Origin of the sequence: Microbacterium sp. C5A9, from assembly GCF_022627955.1 — a bacterium.
In the GTDB taxonomy this organism is placed as follows: domain Bacteria; phylum Actinomycetota; class Actinomycetes; order Actinomycetales; family Microbacteriaceae; genus Microbacterium.
In genome coordinates, this window is sequence record NZ_JABXGD010000001.1 from 373,411 (window position 1) to 391,182 (window position 17,772).

The 17,772-nt window shown below is 63.1% G+C and carries 14 protein-coding genes; 12 read left to right on the forward strand and 2 right to left on the reverse strand.

Annotated elements, in window-relative coordinates; genetic code table 11:
- The first annotated feature begins 51 nt into the window (after window positions 1-51).
- The 10 genes from HWD99_RS01675 to HWD99_RS01720 all read left to right on the forward strand — a co-directional run bounded on the left by HWD99_RS01675 (window position 52) and on the right by HWD99_RS01720 (window position 11,307).
- Complete coding sequence (locus HWD99_RS01675) at window positions 52-819, forward strand: type 1 glutamine amidotransferase (protein WP_241794500.1); 768 nt, start codon at window positions 52-54, stop codon at window positions 817-819.
- A 174-nt stretch (window positions 820-993) separates the two neighbouring features.
- A complete protein-coding gene (locus HWD99_RS01680; RefSeq protein WP_241794501.1) occupies window positions 994-2,511 on the forward strand; it encodes an APC family permease in 1,518 nt (505 codons plus the stop codon).
- Window positions 2,512-2,711: 200 nt separating this feature from the next.
- Window positions 2,712-4,100 carry a glutamine synthetase family protein gene (locus HWD99_RS01685; RefSeq protein WP_241794502.1) on the forward strand — a complete coding sequence of 463 codons (1,389 nt, stop codon included), beginning with the start codon at window positions 2,712-2,714 and terminating at the stop codon, window positions 4,098-4,100.
- A 29-nt stretch (window positions 4,101-4,129) separates the two neighbouring features.
- Entirely contained in the window at window positions 4,130-4,894 is a 765-nt protein-coding gene (locus HWD99_RS01690; RefSeq protein WP_241794503.1) for an SDR family NAD(P)-dependent oxidoreductase, read from the forward strand.
- Window positions 4,894-5,610, forward strand: a complete 717-nt coding sequence (locus tag HWD99_RS01695) for a gamma-glutamyl-gamma-aminobutyrate hydrolase family protein (protein WP_241794504.1) — start codon at window positions 4,894-4,896, stop codon at window positions 5,608-5,610. Before HWD99_RS01690 ends, HWD99_RS01695 begins: the two co-directional genes overlap by 1 nt.
- Complete coding sequence (locus HWD99_RS01700; RefSeq protein ID WP_241794505.1) at window positions 5,603-6,778, forward strand: cytochrome P450; 1,176 nt, start codon at window positions 5,603-5,605, stop codon at window positions 6,776-6,778. Before HWD99_RS01695 ends, HWD99_RS01700 begins: the two co-directional genes overlap by 8 nt.
- Before the next feature lies 1 nt (window position 6,779).
- On the forward strand, window positions 6,780-6,986 hold the full coding sequence (locus tag HWD99_RS01705) for a ferredoxin (RefSeq protein ID WP_241794506.1): 207 nt from the start codon (window positions 6,780-6,782) through the stop codon (window positions 6,984-6,986).
- Window positions 6,983-8,131 carry an NAD(P)/FAD-dependent oxidoreductase gene (locus HWD99_RS01710; RefSeq protein WP_241794507.1) on the forward strand — a complete coding sequence of 383 codons (1,149 nt, stop codon included), beginning with the start codon at window positions 6,983-6,985 and terminating at the stop codon, window positions 8,129-8,131. The genes HWD99_RS01705 and HWD99_RS01710 overlap by 4 nt, the downstream gene beginning before the upstream one ends.
- Before the next feature lie 150 nt (window positions 8,132-8,281).
- Entirely contained in the window at window positions 8,282-9,652 is a 1,371-nt protein-coding gene (locus HWD99_RS01715) for an aldehyde dehydrogenase (protein WP_241794508.1), read from the forward strand.
- A complete protein-coding gene (locus HWD99_RS01720) occupies window positions 9,649-11,307 on the forward strand; it encodes a sulfite reductase flavoprotein subunit alpha (RefSeq protein WP_241794509.1) in 1,659 nt (552 codons plus the stop codon). The genes HWD99_RS01715 and HWD99_RS01720 overlap by 4 nt, the downstream gene beginning before the upstream one ends.
- Here HWD99_RS01720 and HWD99_RS01725 read toward each other — a convergent pair.
- Window positions 11,301-13,031: a GAF domain-containing protein gene (locus HWD99_RS01725; RefSeq protein ID WP_241794510.1), complete on the reverse strand. Its 1,731-nt coding sequence runs from the start codon at window positions 13,029-13,031 to the stop codon at window positions 11,301-11,303. The genes HWD99_RS01720 and HWD99_RS01725 overlap by 7 nt on opposite strands.
- 192 nt (window positions 13,032-13,223) lie before the next feature.
- Here HWD99_RS01725 and HWD99_RS01730 point away from each other — a divergent pair, with 192 nt between their 5' ends.
- Entirely contained in the window at window positions 13,224-14,603 is a 1,380-nt protein-coding gene (locus tag HWD99_RS01730; protein ID WP_241794511.1) for an aminotransferase class III-fold pyridoxal phosphate-dependent enzyme, read from the forward strand.
- Between the two features lie 17 nt (window positions 14,604-14,620).
- A complete protein-coding gene (locus HWD99_RS01735; RefSeq protein WP_241794512.1) occupies window positions 14,621-15,322 on the forward strand; it encodes a helix-turn-helix domain-containing protein in 702 nt (233 codons plus the stop codon).
- A 44-nt stretch (window positions 15,323-15,366) separates the two neighbouring features.
- Here HWD99_RS01735 and ppsA read toward each other — a convergent pair whose 3' ends face one another.
- Window positions 15,367-17,751 (reverse strand): phosphoenolpyruvate synthase, encoded by a 2,385-nt coding sequence (gene ppsA, locus HWD99_RS01740; protein WP_241794513.1) that lies wholly within the window; start codon window positions 17,749-17,751, stop codon window positions 15,367-15,369.
- Window positions 17,752-17,772: the final 21 nt, after the last annotated feature.

Below are 17,772 nucleotides of genomic sequence, written 5' to 3' on the forward strand. Positions count from 1 at the left end.
GTTTGTGATGGAGTGTGTGCTGGCCTTATCCATGCGCTTGAAGGAGCATTCATGCCAGACAGCTCTGCCCCCCGCCGTCCCACGCTGCTTGTCATCCAGCCTGATGCGAAGGATGATCTGGAGCGTCTCGGAGTGTGGATCGCAGAAGAGGGGGTGGATGTCACTGTGGTCCGGCCCTTCGACGGAGATGAGATCCCCGTCCTCAACGACGTAAATGGGCTCGTTGTCCTTGGCGGCAGCATGGGCGCAACGGATGTGGCTGACTTCCCGTGGTTGGAACGAATCAAGGAGCGGCTGCGCGAAGCGGTGGCGACGGAACTACCCACGCTGGGGATCTGTCTCGGAGCGCAACTACTCGCTGATGCGACAGGCGGAACTGTTCTCCGCGGTGACGCCGGTCTCGAGAGCGGCGTCGTCGCTGTGGATTGGGCACCGGAGGCCGAGGACGATCCGCTCGTTTACGGGTTGCCCCGACCGCTACTCGCCGGCGCGATGCACTTCGATGGCATCGTGAGCTTGCCCGAAGACGCGGTGCTGCTGGGTACGGGGGAGAAGTACCGTCATCAGGTGTTCCGTCTTGCCTCCGCATGGGGAGTGCAGTTCCATCCGGAGATCTCGCCCGCGCGCTTCGAGAGCTGGCGACCGTTGATCCCAGAGGAACACCATTCGGCCTACGACATCCAGACAGAGGAGTTCAAGTCGTCCGACTCCGCGGTGAAGGAAGGGTCGAAGGCCCTCGCCGAGCGCTTCGCCAACATCGTTCGCACCCGAGCAAAGGATGACGACTCTCTGCCCATCAATCCTCGGGTCGATCCATAGGCGGCGCGCACATACGAAGGCCGCGACATGGGCCTAGGTGACACTCTGTGCGGACTCAAGCTTCAGTAGCTTTCCGCACATCCCGATTGAGTGAACGACGGCGTTCACGGCGTTCAGGTCTCTTGAACGGGAGTATCCACTTATCAGGCAACATGCACTGAGAGGCATACCCGAATGGCGACAAATTCCACCCGGCGGGCGACCGCGGAAGTCTCAACCGACCTTCTGAAAGGCTCGATCCGGTTCTTCACCATCGTCTTGATGGTCACCGCGGCGGCGGCCCCACTGGTGGTGGTTTCCACCTACATCCCGATCTCCTTCGCGAACGGCGCCGGGATGGCGACGGCGCTGACGTATGTCGCAGCAACTCTGATCTTGCTCGTATTTGCAGTGGGATTTGCCCAGATGGCAAAGCGAATTACGGCGGCGGGGGCGTTCTACAACTACACGACGCAGGGCCTGGGCCGACCGATTGGGTTGGGTGCAGGGTGGACGGTCATGCTCGCCTACAGCATGATCGTCCCCGCTATCAGCGGCGGATTCGGATACTTCACCTCAGCGATGCTGGAGAACTACTTCGGGTGGGCTGTGCCGTGGTGGGTGTGCAGCGTTGCAGGCGTCATCCTCATGTTCGTGATCTCGTACTTCAAGGTCACGCTCACCGGCAAGATCCTCGGTGTCGCGCTCGGTCTTGAAGTGCTCGTTGTCTTCTTCGTCGCGACCGCAGTCATCGTTCAGGGCGGAGCCCAGGGGCAGATGCCCGAGGCGTTCAACCCGGCAGGATGGCTGGCCGCACCAGCTATCGGTATCGGCTTCTTCTTCGCGTTCTGGTCGTGGATCGGCTTTGAGACCACGGCGATCTACGGCGAAGAGACTACCGATCCGAAGCAGTCCGTACCTCGAGCGACGTACATCGCCGTGATCACGCTGGGCGTGTTCTACACCTTCGCGGCCTACGCGGGGATCGTCGGATTCGGTGACCAGACCATGGAGCAGGCGGGGAACCTTGTCGGGGACTACTACTTCGTCCTCGCAGACATGTACACGTGGCATTTCATGCGCGTGCTGATGGACTTCCTCGTCATCACCGGTTTCTTCGCGTGTGCGTTCGCGTTCCACAACAACGCCTCCCGGTATTTCTTCTCCATGGGGCGCGACCGCATTCTGCCAGCAGCCCTTGGACGTACGCACGACAAGCACAAGTCGCCCTATGTCGCTAACGGCGTTCAGGCGGCCATCGCGGTCGTCGTTATCCTTCTTTTCGCTCTTGGCGGCGCGGACCCGCTTCTGCAGTTGGGAGGCTGGTTGCCCATCTTCTGCACCGCAGGCGTTATTTTCGTGCAGTTGCTCGTCTCGCTCGCCGTGATCTTCTACTTCAACCGTGTCGGCCGTTCCGGCCCCGGGGCAACCTGGAAGACTCTCGTCGCTCCAGCTATCGGTGTCGTCGCACAAGCCATCGTCCTGGTGCTGCTTGTCGTCTACATCCCGTTCCTCGCCGGCGCGGATGTGGTGGTCGTAAATCTGATTCCGCTGTACGTCCTGCTCATCGCGCTCGCGGGCGTCGTCTACGCCCTCTACCTTCGCAAGCGCCGGCCGGCGGAATACGCCCGCATCGGCAAGATCTACGACGAGGAGGAGCTGCCCGACGCCCTCGACGCCACGGTCGGAGGGGAGGCTCCCGCCCGACCCTGAGCTCCGGTCATGACGACGCCCGGGCGAGGCTCCACCCTCGCCCGGGCGTCGTCGTTTGCCGACAGAGGCGCGCCCGTACGTCGTGCACCGCGAAACTAGGAACGATGTGCGCGGCGCACATATCGAGGCGTTTGCAGCGCCGATAGCCTCGCTGCACGCTCTTCATACTCACCATCAATGCAAGCTGGAAGGCAGGGCACATGAACAATGAGGTTCTGATCGAAGATCCGAAGCGCTACGTCGAGAAGTTCGTCGCCGAGCACGGGATCAAGGTCATCAAGATCGGTGCACCCGACATCGACGGCCTCTGGCGTGGTAAGCGCCTGTCTGCGAAGTACTTCGTCGAGTCCGCGTACGAAGTCGGAACGAACATCTGCAACATCCTCTTCGGGTGGGACATCGAGGATGCAAGCATCCCGAACCTCACCTTCACGGGCTGGCACACCGGCTACCCCGACGTGAATCTGCGACCCGATCTCACGACCCTCCGGCTTGTTCCCGGCGAGCCCGGTGTCGCCTCTGTTATCTGCGACCTCTACAACCCCGATGGCACACCGCTGGAGCAGTCGCCTCGCGGCGTCCTGCGGCGCGTCGTGGACCGTGCCGTGTCCCTCGGATACACGCCAATCTGCGCGTACGAATTCGAGTTCTACCTGTTCGAAGGAGCTCCTCGCGAACTCGCACGCCGCAACTGGCGTGATCTCGAGCCGATTACCAACGGCAACCACACGTACAGCGTGTATCGCGACTCGGGCACTGAGTATGTGATCGGCCTCATCCGCGACCAACTGGCGGAGCAGGGTGTGTTCATCGAGGCCAGCAACAGCGAGCACGGCGCAGGCCAGTTCGAAGTCAACATCCACTACGGAGAAGCCATCCAGGCGGCCGACAGCGCCCTGCTGCTCAAGCACACCGTCAAGGAGATTGCTGCCGCCCATGGAATGACCGCCTCCTTCATGGCCAAGGTCAACCCCGGGCAGGCCGGCTCGTCCGGCCACGTGCACCAGAGCCTGGTCAGCGCCGAGGACGAGGACGCCCTGTTCGCGAATCCGACGACGCCCGGTGAACTCAGCAGCATCGGAAGCGCGTACCTCGCCGGACTTGTCGCCGGCTCCCGCGACTTCACCGCGCTGTACCTGCCGACCGTGAACTCGTACAAACGAGTCGAAGGCGGGCAGTGGGCAGGATCCAGCGCCACATGGGGTGTCGACAACCGCACGGTCGCCATACGCAGCATCCCGTCCGCGGGCGCGGCCGCCCGTGTGGAGAACCGCATCGCGGGAGCGGACGCCAACCCTTATCTGGTTCTCGCCGCCAATATCGCCTCGGGACTCAGCGGGTTGGAGAAGTCTCTCACCCCGCCGGCGGCAGTGACCGGCAACGCATACGAACAGGACGGCAACGCCGCTCTTCGTCTGCCGCACACGCTCGAAGCAGCCACCGCTCTCTTCGCGAACAGCGACCTGGCGAAGGAGTACTTCGGCGAGGAGTTCGTGCGCCACTACACGGAGACCCGCCAGTGGGAGGTGCAGCAGTTCCACAAGGCTGTCACCGACTGGGAGACCTCCCGCTACCTCGAGCACATCTGATCCACAACAAGCCAAGAAAGAGAACGAATATGGGAAATCGACTTGAAGGACGTTTCGCCGCGGTCACCGGAGCCGCATCTGGCAACGGCCGCGCCATCGCCGAGAAGCTCCTCGACGAGGGAGCATCGCTCGCTGCCATCGACCTGAACCCGGAGGCCCTCGAAGCTGTGTTCGGCGGGCGCGACAACGTCATCAACATCCAGGCGAACGTCGCCGATGAGGACAGCGTCCGGGCAGGCTTCGCAAAGGTCGCGGACAAGTTCGGACGCCTCGACGTGCTGGTCAACAACGCCGGCATCGTGAAGTTCGGAACTTTCGAGGAACTGTCCGTCGCGGAATGGGATCAGGTGTTCGCGGTGAACTCGACTGGTCCGTTCATCGTGTCCCGCGAGGCGTACAGTCTCCTGCGAGCAGGAGACGGCGACCACACGCGTTCCATCGTGAACATCACCTCTGTGGAGGCGCACATCGTCATCTCCTCCAGCGGTCACCCCCAGATCCACTACAACGCCTCGAAGGGCGCCCTCCTGCAGCTCACTCGCGCGCTGGCCGTCGAGGCTGCCTCCTCCGGCATCCGAGTCAACGCCGTCGCCCCGGGATTCATCGAAACGCCGTTCACGGCGGAGGCTCTCGGAAAGGAAGAGGTACGCAACTGGCTGCTCGAGCGCACCCCGATGGGACGCATCGGCAAGCCCGAGGACGTCGCCAACGGCGTAGCGTTCCTGGCTTCGGACGAGTCGAGCTGGGTGACCGGAACGACGCTGTTCGTCGACGGTGGTTGGACGATCTACTGATGTCTCGCCCACTCATCGCAGTCACCGCCGACCGAAGCGTCCAGCAATCCGCGTTCGGTCCGCGGGACTCCACGCTCCAGGTTCTCAGTTACGCCGAGGCCGTGGTTTCTGCGGGGGGCCGGCCAGCCATCCTTCCGGCGACGGAAACGATCCCGGAGGACTTGCTCGACGGCTTCGACGCGCTCCTCCTCACCGGCGGGGGCGATCTGTCACCGGAGATGTACGGGCAGGCTCCTGACGAAACCGTTTACGGTGTCAGCCCGTTCCGGGACCGGTTCGAGACAGCTCTCGTCCGTGACGCCCGCGAGCGAGGCCTGCCGATCCTGGCGATCTGTCGTGGCCTGCAGCTCATCAACGTCCTGCGCGGCGGAACACTTATCCAGCACCTGGACGGGCACTGGCAGACCCGGCCGTCGAACGAAGCAGATCACGAGATCGCTATCGAGCCGACTTCACTCCTCGCCGGCATCGTCGGTGAGCGCATGGCGGTGAACAGCTACCACCACCAGGCGGTGGCGCGTCTCGGTGAGGGGCTGACAGTGACCGCTCGTGCGGGTGAAGTGGTAGAGGCGTTCGAAGACCCGTCCGCGAACCTCATCGCGGTGCAATGGCACCCCGAGCACCTGTTCCTCACCTCACCAGACAACCATGCTCTGTTCGACGACCTTGTTCGCCGAGCGAGCGCGTATACCGAAAGGAAACCGGCTCATGTCTGACAACGACACCCTCGCGGAATTCGACTTCCACGGGAAGGCTCTCGACACGATCTTCGATGACTACGCACAGATGCATGAGTCGAAGCCGGTCGGGCACAGCTCCAAGTACGGCGGATTCTGGTACATCTCCAAGAGCGAAGACATCTTCGACGCGGAGCAGGACCCTGAAACGTGGTCTGTCGGTCCGTCGATGCTGTTGCCATCCTTCGGCACGGATATGCCTCTCATCCCCATCGACATCGATCCGCCCACGCACGCGGGCTTTCGTAAGCTGCTGCTTCCGATGTTCACTCCCATGGCAATCAACAAGCTCGAACCGGGAATGCACACCACCGCCATCGAGCTGTCGGATCAGGTGAAGTCGGCGTTTGAGGACAGGGATGTTGTCGACGTGTCCGCTCTCTTCGCTCGTCCCTACCCGACGATTATCTTCAGTCGCCTTGCCGGGTATCCGGAAGAAGACTGGCCACTGTTCGACCAGTGGATCGATGACATCATCTACGAACGGACGAAGTCGCCTGAGAAGGCTAAAGCCGCGGGAGACGACCTCGTCGCCTACGTGCAGCGCCTCATCGACGACGGCCGCGCGGGCAAGGCGCTCGACGGCATCACCGGCGAGCTGCTCAACGCCACAATCGACGGGCGACCGCTGACGGATGACGAGCTGGTCTCATACGGGTATCTGCTGTTCCTCGCGGGCCTGGACACCACGGCTTGGGCGATCCGCTCCTCGCTGTGGTATCTCGCGCGCAACAAGGAGGCACAGGCGCTCCTGCGTCGCGAGCCCGACCGCATCATGGATGCGGCTGAAGAGTTCCTGCGCACGCTCTCGCCCGTGCAGGCGATGGCGCGCACCGCGAAGCAGGACACCACCGTCCGAGGCCAGGAGATCAAGGCGGGCGAGCGGGTGGTGCTCGTGTTCGGCGCCGGCAACCGAGACCCCGAGATCTACGACAACCCGAATGAGATCGACATCACGCGGGAGAACAACCGGCACCTCGCCTTCGGCGGCGGAATTCACCGGTGCCTGGGATCGAACCTCGGGCGTAAAGAAGTGGTCATCTCGCTCGAGCACTTCTTGGCGACCATTCCGGAGTTCGAGTTGGCTGAGGACGAGCCGTGGCACGGCGTCGGCCCGCTAAGGCTGCGCCTGACGGGAGGTGAGTGACTTGACGAAGATCTGGGTTGATCCGGCTCGTTGTCAGGGCCACGCACGATGCTTCATGATCGCGCCCGAAACCTTCTTCATCGACGATGAGGGCTACGGGCATGTCGTGGAAGGTCGGGAGGGCGCATTCGAGGAGGAGAACACGCGAAAGGCCATCCGAAACTGCCCCGAGCGCGCCATCAAGCTCATTGAGACGGAGGACGCGTGAGCGAGTCGCTGGTCGTGGTCGGCGCTTCGGTGGCGACCACGGCGTTCATCGAGCGGCTGAGGGAACTCGGCAACAGCTCGCAGGTGAGGGTCATCGACTGCGATCCCGACGCCCCGTACGACAGGCCGCCACTGTCCAAGCACTATCTTGTGGAGGGCGAAGCCGGAGACATCGCCGTTGACTGGAGCGACCTGGATGCCGAGCTCGTCCGTGCGCGCGCCACGAGCGTCGACACATCCGCATCTGTCGTACGGGTCGAGTACCCCGACGGCCGAGTAGGTGCTGTGCCGTTCGACCAGCTTGTGATTGCCACAGGAGCAAGCGCCGCCCGGCTTCCCATTGAGCCGGCGGACACGACCGTGCTGCGCAGCGCTGCCGATGCGCGGAATCTACGTGAACGCACCGCGAATGGGGAGTCCGCCGTCGTCATCGGAGCCGGCGCCATCGGCGTGGAGCTCGCCTCTTCACTCGCAGCGCGAGGGTCAAAGGTCGCGCTTCTGGATCGAGCCGCTGGCCCCTTGGAGCGGTTGCTGGCCGGTCATCTCGGCCAGGAGACTTCTACCTGGCTCGCGGACGCAGGTGTCGTATGTCACTGGGAAGCCGACATTGCTCGCATCAGCGCCACCGATGGTGGCTGGGAGGTGGAGCTGCGAGACGGGCCCGTGCTCGTGGGAGACGTCCTCATCAGCGCCGTCGGTGCCCGGCCTGCTGTCGCATGGCTGGAAGATAGCGGCCTTCTCACGCACGGGGCTTTGATGGTCGACGCCGATGGCCGCGTCGTTCAGGCAGGAACTGTTGTCCCTCACCTCTTTGGTATCGGTGATGCGGTCACGCGGATACGTGAGGGCGGTCCAGGCACCCGTACTGAGAGCTGGGCTGAGGCTCGGCAACAGGGGGCAAGCCTCGCGGAACTGTTGACCGGAGTCAGTAGGCAGCCTGCGCCGCCGTCATACTTCTGGACGGAAGTCGCGGGACGCAAGGTCCAGGTCGTCGGCTCGCTGCATCCCGACGCTGTGCCGGTGCTCGAGTTCGAGAATCCGGAGCGGGGCGCGACCCTGCATCGCTATGACGCGCCGGACGGAACAAGCGCATGGATCGGAGTCAATGCGCAACCGCGCATCGCGAGGCTGCTGACAGCGGCGTGAGAGCGCGCCGCTCGGAGCGGAGAGGGCATGTGCACCACGCACATGCCCTCTTTCGTTTCCGTGCTCTCTGCACGTCGGCTCGGCTCCCGCGTGAGCCAAGGTGGGACAACTGAAGCGGGCGAGCGACCCGCATACGGCGGAAGAGGACCGATGACGAACCTGACAATTCCCGTATGGAACCCGGCGACCGAAGAGCAGATCGACGAGGTGCGGGCGTTCACTCGCGCCGACGTCGACGTGTCAGTTGAGCGAGCAGTAACCGCGCAGAAGAGCTGGGCGAGCCTTCCTATCGCACAGCGCCAGCAGTTCCTGTTTGACCTCGCTGATGCGGTATCTCGCCATCGTCAGGAGCTGGCCAGCCTCGAATCACGCGATGTGGGCAAGCCGATGAAGGCGGCACTTGCCGAGGCGGACAGCGTCGCGGGCGTGTTCCGCTACTACGCCGGCACCATCGACAAGCTCACTGGTGAGACCATCCCTGTTGATGGGGGTGTGGCGCTGACCTTCCGTGAAGCAATCGGCGTCGTCGGAGTGATCACGCCATGGAACTTCCCTCTGCCTATCGCCAGCTGGAGCATCGCGCCCGCCCTCGCGGCCGGCAACGCCGTCATCGTCAAGCCGGCAAGCATGACTCCGCTGTCCACCGTTCGCCTCGGCGAGCTCGCTGCGGAAGTGTCGCCCATCCCACACCTCCTGCAGGTCGTCACCGGAGGTGGTGCCGAGGTGGGCTCCACGCTCATCGAGGACCGCAGAGTGGGCAAGATCAGTTTCACCGGATCCACGGAGGTCGGACGTTCCATCCTCCGCTCGAGCGCTGACACCATGAAGCGGGTCACGCTTGAGCTGGGAGGCAAGTCAGCGAACGTCGTCTTCGCTGATGCCGACATCGCGAAGGCTGCAAACGCCGCCCCATGGGCGGTGTTCGACAACACTGGACAGGACTGCTGCGCACGAAGCCGCATTCTGGTGCAGCGTCCCGTCCTGGACGAGTTCGTTGAGAAGTTCGTCGCCGCGACCAGCGCCTTGCGGATCGGAGACCCGTCGCAGCTGGACACGGACCTGGGCCCTCTCGTCTCTCAGGAACACCGCGCCACCGTCGAATCCTTCCTCGACGACAAGCTCGACGTCGTGTTCAAGGGATCCACTCCGAGCGGCCCCGGCTACTGGATGGCCCCCCACATCGCGGTCGACCAGGACGGCTCCACCCGAGCGGCGCGAGACGAGATCTTCGGCCCCGTCGCCGTTGTCATCCCGTTCGATACCGAAGAGGAAGCGGTTCAGCTCGCCAACCAGACCATCTACGGTCTGAGTGGCTCCATCTGGACGAGCAACGTCGGTCGCGCGCTGCGCGTCGCCAGGGGCGTGGAAAGCGGAACTCTATCCGTGAACTCGAACTCCTCGATCCGTGTGCAGGTGCCGTTCGGTGGCTTCAAGCAGTCCGGCATCGGACGCGAGCTGGGGATGGAGGGCGTACGCGGCTTCACCGAGCCGAAGTCGGTCTTCATCAGCACCGACTCATGACCATGCAGTCGAGCGTCGCAGAGGGGGGGACGAAGATGGCCGCGTCAGACGCTGCGGAACTCACCATTCTCTTCGGAAGCCAGACCGGAAACGCGGAGTACCTCGCGTTCCAGATCCACGGGAAGGCAGAGAAGGCCGGCAACAACGTCCAGCTGGCGTCGCTCGAGGACTGGCTGCACTCCGGTGACCGAGAGCTCCAACGACTCCTGGTCGTGACATCCACGCACGACAACGGCCACATGCCGGACAACGCGGCGGAGTTCTGGGACTGGCTCCAGCAACTGCCCTCAGGAGCGTTCGAAGGGCTACCGTACGCGGTCCTCTCCATCGGGGATTCCATGTACGAGGACTTCTGCAAGGCGGGCCACGATATCGACGAACGCCTCGAAGCCCTCGGAGCAGTCCGCCTCGTCGAGAGCATCGACTGCGACATTGACTTCGAGTTCAGTGCCGAGCGGTGGGCGAAGCCGGCAGTTCAGCAGCTGCTCGACGCCCAGCCATGGAACGGTGCGGTCGCTGGCGAGCCTGACAATGCGGACGAACCCGTCAAGGACAAGCACGCGAGCGCAGACCGAAATCAGACCGCTCGGGTGGTAGCAACCGCGCACCTCTCCAAGCCGGGCTCCGCGAAATATGTCGCACACTACGAACTCGCGTTCGACGAGCCATTCGCATACGCGCCCGGCGACTCCCTCTCAGTGTTCCCGAAGAACTCCGACCGCCTGGTGTCCCAGTGGATTGAGGCCTATGGGGAGCAGGTAGTCGACGGGAGACCGCTCCGAGAAATCCTCGCGCATGACGTCGAGCTGCGTTTGCCGCACCCGGGTCTCATCGTCGGTCTGTCGCGTCTGCAGCCTGATAACCAATCTGTGAGCGAGATCATCGATCTCATCCAGTCGGGGTCCCGAGAGCGCCTGGACGCATGGTTGTGGGGTCGCGACGTTCTGGACGTCATCACGGATCTCGGTTGCGAGGACGTTCCTGTGGCGGAGGTTCTGGCCGAGCTTCGGCCTCTCCAGCATCGGGACTATTCGATCTCCTCCAGTCCCCTTCGCGATGATGGCAGATTGCACATCACCGTTGCGGGCGTCCAATACGAGCTGGGACGCGGCGAGCATCAGGGGACAGCTACCGAGTTCCTTCGCAAGCGGGCCGAAGACGGTGCGCCGTTCGAGGTTCGTCGCGTGCCCGCGCACGAGTTCACTCTGCCCGCAGACGACCAGCCGGTGATCATGATCGGGCCCGGCGTGGGAGTCGCACCATTCCGAGCGTTCCTCCGGCATCGAGACGCTTCGGGCGCTTCCGGTCGCAACTGGTTGTTCTTCGGAGACCAGCATCGCGCGTACGACTGGCTGTACGAGGACGAGTTCGATGATCTGGCTAAGCGAGGCGTTCTCCATAGGCTCGATGTGGCGTTCTCCCGCGACCAGGCGGAGAAGCTCTACGTGCAACACGTGATGGTTGATCATGCGGATGAGCTGCGCGGATGGGTTGAGGACGGTGCCTACATCTTCGTCTGCGGCGATAAGACTCGCATGGCGGCAGACGTGGATCGGGCGCTTGTCGAGATCCTCGGTGAAGGCGATTTGACCGCGGGAGAGCAGCGCGTGGCCGCGCTGAAGGCCGCGGGTCGTTACGTCAAGGACGTTTACTGACCCACGACCGTACGGCTGACCCTGACGCTCGCGACCTGAGCCGCGAGCGTCAGGGGAGACCACTCGGTGCCGGACCCCAATACGATGCCGAGCACATGCTCAATACGCTGCATTCGCTGGCGCAGGGTGTTCCGGTGAATGAGCAACTGCTTGGCGGTCTCCTGCACCGACCCACCCCAGCCCGCGAGGACAGCTAGCGTATTCACGAGCTGGGTCCCCTGTTTGAGGTCGTACTGCACCAACGGCTCGAGCATGCCGACGAGCGACACGACCGTGGGGGCTAACTGTCGGACAACCTCGCTCAACGGAAGCATGCCGCGAACATCCTGGTGCGTCGCCAAAGACACAGGCGACGTCTGGCCGTACACGCCTGCCCACTCCAGCGCGCTCCGGGCGTCGTCAATCGCCTGGCGAATGCCGTCCGGGGTCGAGGAGATTGAGCCCACCCCAATCGATGCTCGCAGCCCAGTCCCTTCAGCGAGCCGTTGGGTGGCCTCGAACACGTGGGAACTCAGCTCAGGCGCCAGGCGCCCCCCGGGGGCATCGGCGAGCACCAATCCCCACGTGGAATGGAGGAGTACGACCGCGCGGCTTCCGGCGGCCACGCTGAGAGACTCCTTCAGAGCCCGACTGGCTGTCTCCCAATCCGTCTGCACACTGTGCACACGGACAAGAATGGGGCAGACCGGTCCATCCAGGCCTAGCTCTCCGAGAATGTTGGCTGCCTCTCTGTCGTCCTGAGTAAACCGCAACCTTGTCGCCAGAGAGGAGCCTACTGAGTTCAGATCGACGGCTTCGAGAAGGACGCCGAGCTGCATCGCTAGCGCACTCATGCGCTCGACGTCTCTCGAACGAAACCGAGCGGGTCGGTAGCAAGTGAGAATGCCGCGAGACGCGCCGATTCCGAGAGCGACGGACATGTGTTCAAGGCCTGCGCAGTGCTGTTCAATGCTGCTCTGAGCCGCGGACCGGGAGTGGGTCGACCAGACTCGTTGGCCGGCATCCGTCCGGGACGCGAACATAATCGGCGTTGCGGCGTTCTCGCGTCTACTCATGTATTCGAGCACGCACACCTGCCCATCGACGAGTTCCAGCACGCGTTGCGCAGCGAACTCCAAGGCCGGCACCAACGAGGTCCGGGACGCGGTGGGAAAATCGAGCAGGAAGTGCGCGATGGCTGACTGATGATTGAGGTCATTCACGGTCTCGGCGCGAGCGAGTCCTGTGGCAAGCAAGCGGCCGACCTCGACAGCGATAGCCAACTCATCCTGGCCGAACGCGTCTTCTTCTGTGGAGTACAGGGCGAACACGCCTCGGAGGTTGTTCGACTCGTCTGCAATCGGGGCCGCTAGCACCGAATGGAACTCCTCCTCCTCGATGTGCGCAAACGGGATGAAACGGGGGTCCTCCGCGGGCGCTCGATTGATGATGACGGACTCCTGGCGCATGGCCGCCCACCCGGCGATGCCTTCGCCGAGGCGCAACCGGATCTCGTCGATGCCGGTCTGCTGAGGAACCTGAGTTGCTACTCGCAGAACCAGGCGCTCGTCTTCTTCGTCCCAGAGGTATACGAATACAGCCTTCGTGTCGGTGGCTCGAGCAACCAGCTGCACGGCGTCCTCCGCAAGCTCGACGGGATCGCGACCCTGCGCGAACAGCAGCACGAGCTGCGAGAGCACCGCAGCGCGGCGCTCAGCAAGAACATCCTTACGATCCGATGACAACGACGACACCTTCCTTTGACTGGTGCAGACTCCTTCGCCTTGCCTCGCGACTGTAAGGCGCGGCCGTCACCGCCTCTTGTGCTCGACACACTCTGGCAGTGCTTCGAGTGTGCCTGATGCACATAGTAGACCCCGTGACGGATGGCACAGTTTCAGTGTTGGCGCCGACGAGGGCGCAACGAGGAGGGTGAGATGCCGACCGATCCGCAAACTCGCGACGCTCCCGTACAGAACCTCTGGCGGCACTTCGCCGACATGGGTGGAGAGACCCCGCAGGTTTTCGTCGAAGGGCGAGGAAGCTATCTCATCGACGATGCAGGGAATCGGTATCTCGATGCGTTGTCGAACCTGTATTGCGTCAACCTGGGCTATTCGCACGGTGCGGAGATGGGTCGAGCAGCGTTCGCGCAGTATTGCCAGCTCGGATACCACTCGTCCTGGGGTTCGACGCACCCGCGTGCCATAGAGCTCGCGGACCGGTTGGCCGCTTTAGCGCCGGCTGGGTTGAACCACGTCTTCTTCGTTCCGAGCGGCGGAGAATCGGTCGAGGCCGCCTGGAAACTCGCCCGCGCGTTTGCCCTGGCGAACGGTGAGGATCGATGGAAAGTCATCTCCCGGCAGTCCGCATACCACGGCACGACACTGGGCGCACTCTCGCTGAACGGACTCGACCACCTGCGGGAACAGTTCACGCCGATGCTGGTTCCGAGCATTCGGATTTCGAACACTAGGCGATTGCTCGACCCCGGCGCCGATTCTGTCGAGGACGCCGTCCAGGCGCTGCTCGACGAACTACAAGAACAGATCTTGATAAACGATCCTTCCACCATCGCGGCGCTGATCGTGGAGCCTGTGCAGAACCACGGCGGCATGCTCACTGCCCCACCGAGCTACTTCGCCGGTTTGCGGAGGCTATGCGACACCTACGGTTTGCTTCTCATCGCGGACGAGACGATCACGGCCTTCGGTCGCTGCGGTGAATGGTTCGCAAGCGCCCGATTCGGACTCGACCCAGACATCATCGTGACTGCGAAGGGGCTGTCCTCCGCGCATGCCGTGATGGGAGCGGTAATCGCCTCAGACCGAGTGTTCACACCTTTCCTGGATCCCGGTGCCTCGTTCCTTCACGGAAATACGTTCGGAGGCCACCCTGTGATGGCCGCTGTCGCCCTCAAGAATCTCGAGATCATGGAGCGCATCGACCTCCTCGGCCAGGTCGCCGCACGGCAAACCGCTCTCGAGGAGCGGTTGCGGTCGCTCCTGGACCTTGAGGTGGTCCACGATGTGAGGGGAGCCGGATATCTCTGGGCCGTCGAACTTGCCTCCGCACCATCCGGCGCTCCCAACGGAAGACATATCTGGGGCCCGTTCGAACTCGAGAGGAAGCTCCGCGAGCTGGGCGTGCTGACCCGAGTAGCGTTCGATGATGACATTGCCATCATCAACGTTGCTCCGCCGCTCGTGGCGGAGCAGACTGAGTTCGACATCATCGTCGATGCCTTGCGCTCGGTTCTCAGCGACGTGAGTGCCGAGGTGCTGCAGCGACGGGCCCACCTGAGTTCCCGGGCGTAGGTCGCCGAAGGAGGAACATGCCTGAAACGAACGGCGCGCTACCGCGGTTGACTGGCGCGCGAGACGGCTGGGTGCCTCCGACAGACTACTGCCCGGTCTCAATCGGCGCTCGCCTCATCGCTGACCGTTGGACGCTTCTCATCGTCCGCGAGATGCTCGTCGGAAGCACCCGGTTTAACGCCATCCACCGGGCTCTGCCGACGATGTCCCGCACCCTCTTCGCAACGCGGCTGCGATACCTGGTACGGATCGGTGTTGTGGAGCATTCGTCGGACACTGGCGAATACCGTCTCACAGCGTCCGGCCTCGCACTACGCCCGGTCCTCGAAGCGTTGGGCGCGTGGACACTGGACTGGAGGGTGTCGCCTTCGACGGATGCAGACTTGAATGTGGGGGCTCTCCTATGGCAAATGCACCTCGGGCTACAGCGCGACCGTCTTCCCAGCGGAGGTGTCGTCCTCGCGTTTCGTTTCCCCGACCAGAACCCGGGTGAGGCTTGGATGTTCGTCGACGAACACGGGTCAGGTGCCTGCGTGGGGACACCCGAACGGGAACCGGACTTGACGGTCACCGTAGATCTCCGCGTACTGAATGAGCTCTGGTGGGGGAAAAGACAGTGCGCTGTCGCAATCGCTGATGGTGACGTCGGCTTTCGCGGAGCGGAGACCCTAGCTCGGGCGTATCCGACGTGGTTCAGGCCGAAGAGTCTGACAGCCTGACTCTCGGGCGGACGCCGAAGTATCGGCGCCCACCCGACGCCAGCTCACACAGGGACTCGCTCCGAGTTGGATAGCCTCAACCAGGTTTGTACGACAGTGTCCGGATTGAGGGACATCGAGTCGACACCCTGCTCCACCAGCCACTGGGCAAGCTCCGGGTGGTCGCTGGGACCTTGGCCGCACACCCCGACATACTTCCCTTGAGCTTTACACGCCGTGATCGCCAGCGAGAGCATCTTCAGCACGGCGGGGTCGCGCTCGTCGAAGGACGCAGCGATGATTCCGCTGTCTCGGTCCAGGCCCAGCGTCAGCTGCGTCATGTCATTGGAACCGATGGAGAATCCGTCGAAGAACTCAAGGAATTCGGTGGCGAGAACCGCGTTTGAAGGCAGCTCGCACATCATCATGACCTTCAGATCGTTCTCGCCCCGTCGTAGTCCGTTACTTGCCAGCAGGTCCGTGACAGCGGCAGCCTCATCGAGTGTTCGTACGAACGGCACCATTACCTGCACGTTGCGCAGGCCCATGTCGTCACGAACGAATCGCAGCGCTTCGCATTCCATCGCGAAGCATTCGCGGAAGTCGTCCGAAATGTACCTCGACGCACCGCGGTACCCGAGCATGGGGTTCTCCTCCTTCGGTTCGTAGAGTTCTCCGCCGAGGAGATTGGCGTACTCATTGGACTTGAAGTCCGACAGTCGAACGATGACCGTCTCGGGTGCGAACGCCGCGGCGATTGTCGCGATGCCTTCGGCGACGCGCCGGATGAAGAACTCCCTGGGCGACGGGTAGGCCGCGATACGTTCGTCCACTTTCTGCCGCAGAACGGAGGGCAGGGTCGAGTGATCGAGCAACGCCTTCGGGTGGATACCGATCTGACGATTGATGATGAACTCCAGCCGGGCAAGGCCGACACCGTGATGCGGCAGACGTGAGAACGAGAAAGCTTGCTCCGGCGTACCGACGTTCATCATGATGCGAGCCGGAGGCGGTGGCATGTGGTCGAGCTCTGTCACTTCCTCGTCGAAGCCGAGCAGGCCGGCGTATACAAAGCCGGTGTCGCCCTCGGCGCAGCTGACCGTGACGTCCGTGCCGTCGCTGAGCACCGCAGTGGCGTTGCCGGTTCCCACGACCGCAGGAATGCCGAGTTCGCGCGCGATGATCGCGGCGTGACACGTGCGTCCCCCTCGATTCGTCACGATAGCTGCAGCACGCTTCATGATCGGTTCCCAATCGGGATCGGTCATGTCAGCGACGAGCACATCCCCCGTCTGAAAGTGGCGCATGTCGTCCACGCTGTCGAGCACACGCGTCGTGCCTGCGCCGATTCGCTGACCTATTGCACGGCCCTCAGTGAGGACGTCTCCGGATCGGCGAAGGGCGAAGCGTGTGAGGACGTTCGCTGCGGCGCGGGAGACGACAGTCTCCGGCCGCGCCTGCAAGATGTACACGTTGCCGTCGATCCCGTCCTTCGCCCATTCAATGTCCATCGGGCGCCCGTAGTGCTTTTCGATGGTCAAGGCATGACGAGCGAGTTCTTCGACCTCAGCGTCGGTGATCGAGAACTCGCGTCGCGCCCACTCGGGAACGGGGACGAAGGCGGTGCTCTTACCTGCATCGACCCGGTCGGTGTAGCGCATGGCTGTGCTCTTCTCGCCGACCGAGCGCCGCAGGATTGCTGGGCGTCCTTCGCGCAACCCGGGCTTGGACACGAAGAACTCGTCTGGGTTCACCGCCCCTTGAACCACTGCCTCACCGAGGCCGTATGAGCTGGTGATGAAGACAGCCTCGTCGAAACCTGATTCGGTGTCGATGGTGAACATCACACCCGATGCTCCGAGGTCAGAGCGGACCATGCGCTGTACTCCTGCAGAGATGGCGACGTCCACGCTGTCGAATCCGTGGTGTGCCCTGTAGGCAATGGCCCGGTCGTTGTACAGCGACGCGAACACTGCGCGGATCGCATCGAGGATGTTGTCGATTCCGCCAACATTGAGGTAGGTCTCCTGCTGACCGGCGAATGACGCGTCAGGAAGGTCTTCCGCGGTCGCGCTAGATCGGACAGCCCAGGTCACCGATGCCGGTTCGGGATCGGACGCGACGAGTTCTTCGAATGCTGCTCGAATGTCGTTCTCGAGGGTCTGGGGAAGAGGGTGGGCGAGGACAAGCTGGCGAATATCCGCGCCGACCCGAGCAAGTTCGATGACGTCGTCGACGTCGGTTCGTGCGATGACATCCGCGATGGTGGACCCGAGCGCCCCGTGAGCGATGAATTCACGGTACGCGTCAGCGGTCGTGGCGAAGCCGCGGGGTACACGTACCCCCAAATCGGTGAGGTGCGACACCATCTCTCCCAAGGAGGCGTTCTTTCCTCCCACTCGGCCAAGGTCGGACATCCCGACCTGATGGAACCACAGAACGTTGGTCATGCTTGTCTCCTTTGACGGGCT

What these genes read in the sequence shown, in the direction of transcription:
- HWD99_RS01715 (WP_241794508.1), top strand. Translation starts at nt 8,282, where the DNA reads ATGACGAACCTGACAATTCCCGTATGGAACCCGGCGACCGAAGAGCAG.
- HWD99_RS01675 (WP_241794500.1), top strand. Translation starts at nt 52, where the DNA reads ATGCCAGACAGCTCTGCCCCCCGCCGTCCCACGCTGCTTGTCATCCAG.
- HWD99_RS01700 (WP_241794505.1), top strand. Translation starts at nt 5,603, where the DNA reads ATGTCTGACAACGACACCCTCGCGGAATTCGACTTCCACGGGAAGGCT.
- HWD99_RS01730 (WP_241794511.1), top strand. Translation starts at nt 13,224, where the DNA reads ATGCCGACCGATCCGCAAACTCGCGACGCTCCCGTACAGAACCTCTGG.
- HWD99_RS01680 (WP_241794501.1), top strand. Translation starts at nt 994, where the DNA reads ATGGCGACAAATTCCACCCGGCGGGCGACCGCGGAAGTCTCAACCGAC.
- HWD99_RS01735 (WP_241794512.1), top strand. Translation starts at nt 14,621, where the DNA reads ATGCCTGAAACGAACGGCGCGCTACCGCGGTTGACTGGCGCGCGAGAC.
- HWD99_RS01720 (WP_241794509.1), top strand. Translation starts at nt 9,649, where the DNA reads ATGACCATGCAGTCGAGCGTCGCAGAGGGGGGGACGAAGATGGCCGCG.
- HWD99_RS01690 (WP_241794503.1), top strand. Translation starts at nt 4,130, where the DNA reads ATGGGAAATCGACTTGAAGGACGTTTCGCCGCGGTCACCGGAGCCGCA.
- HWD99_RS01695 (WP_241794504.1), top strand. Translation starts at nt 4,894, where the DNA reads ATGTCTCGCCCACTCATCGCAGTCACCGCCGACCGAAGCGTCCAGCAA.
- ppsA (WP_241794513.1), bottom strand. Translation starts at nt 17,751, where the DNA reads ATGACCAACGTTCTGTGGTTCCATCAGGTCGGGATGTCCGACCTTGGC.
- HWD99_RS01685 (WP_241794502.1), top strand. Translation starts at nt 2,712, where the DNA reads ATGAACAATGAGGTTCTGATCGAAGATCCGAAGCGCTACGTCGAGAAG.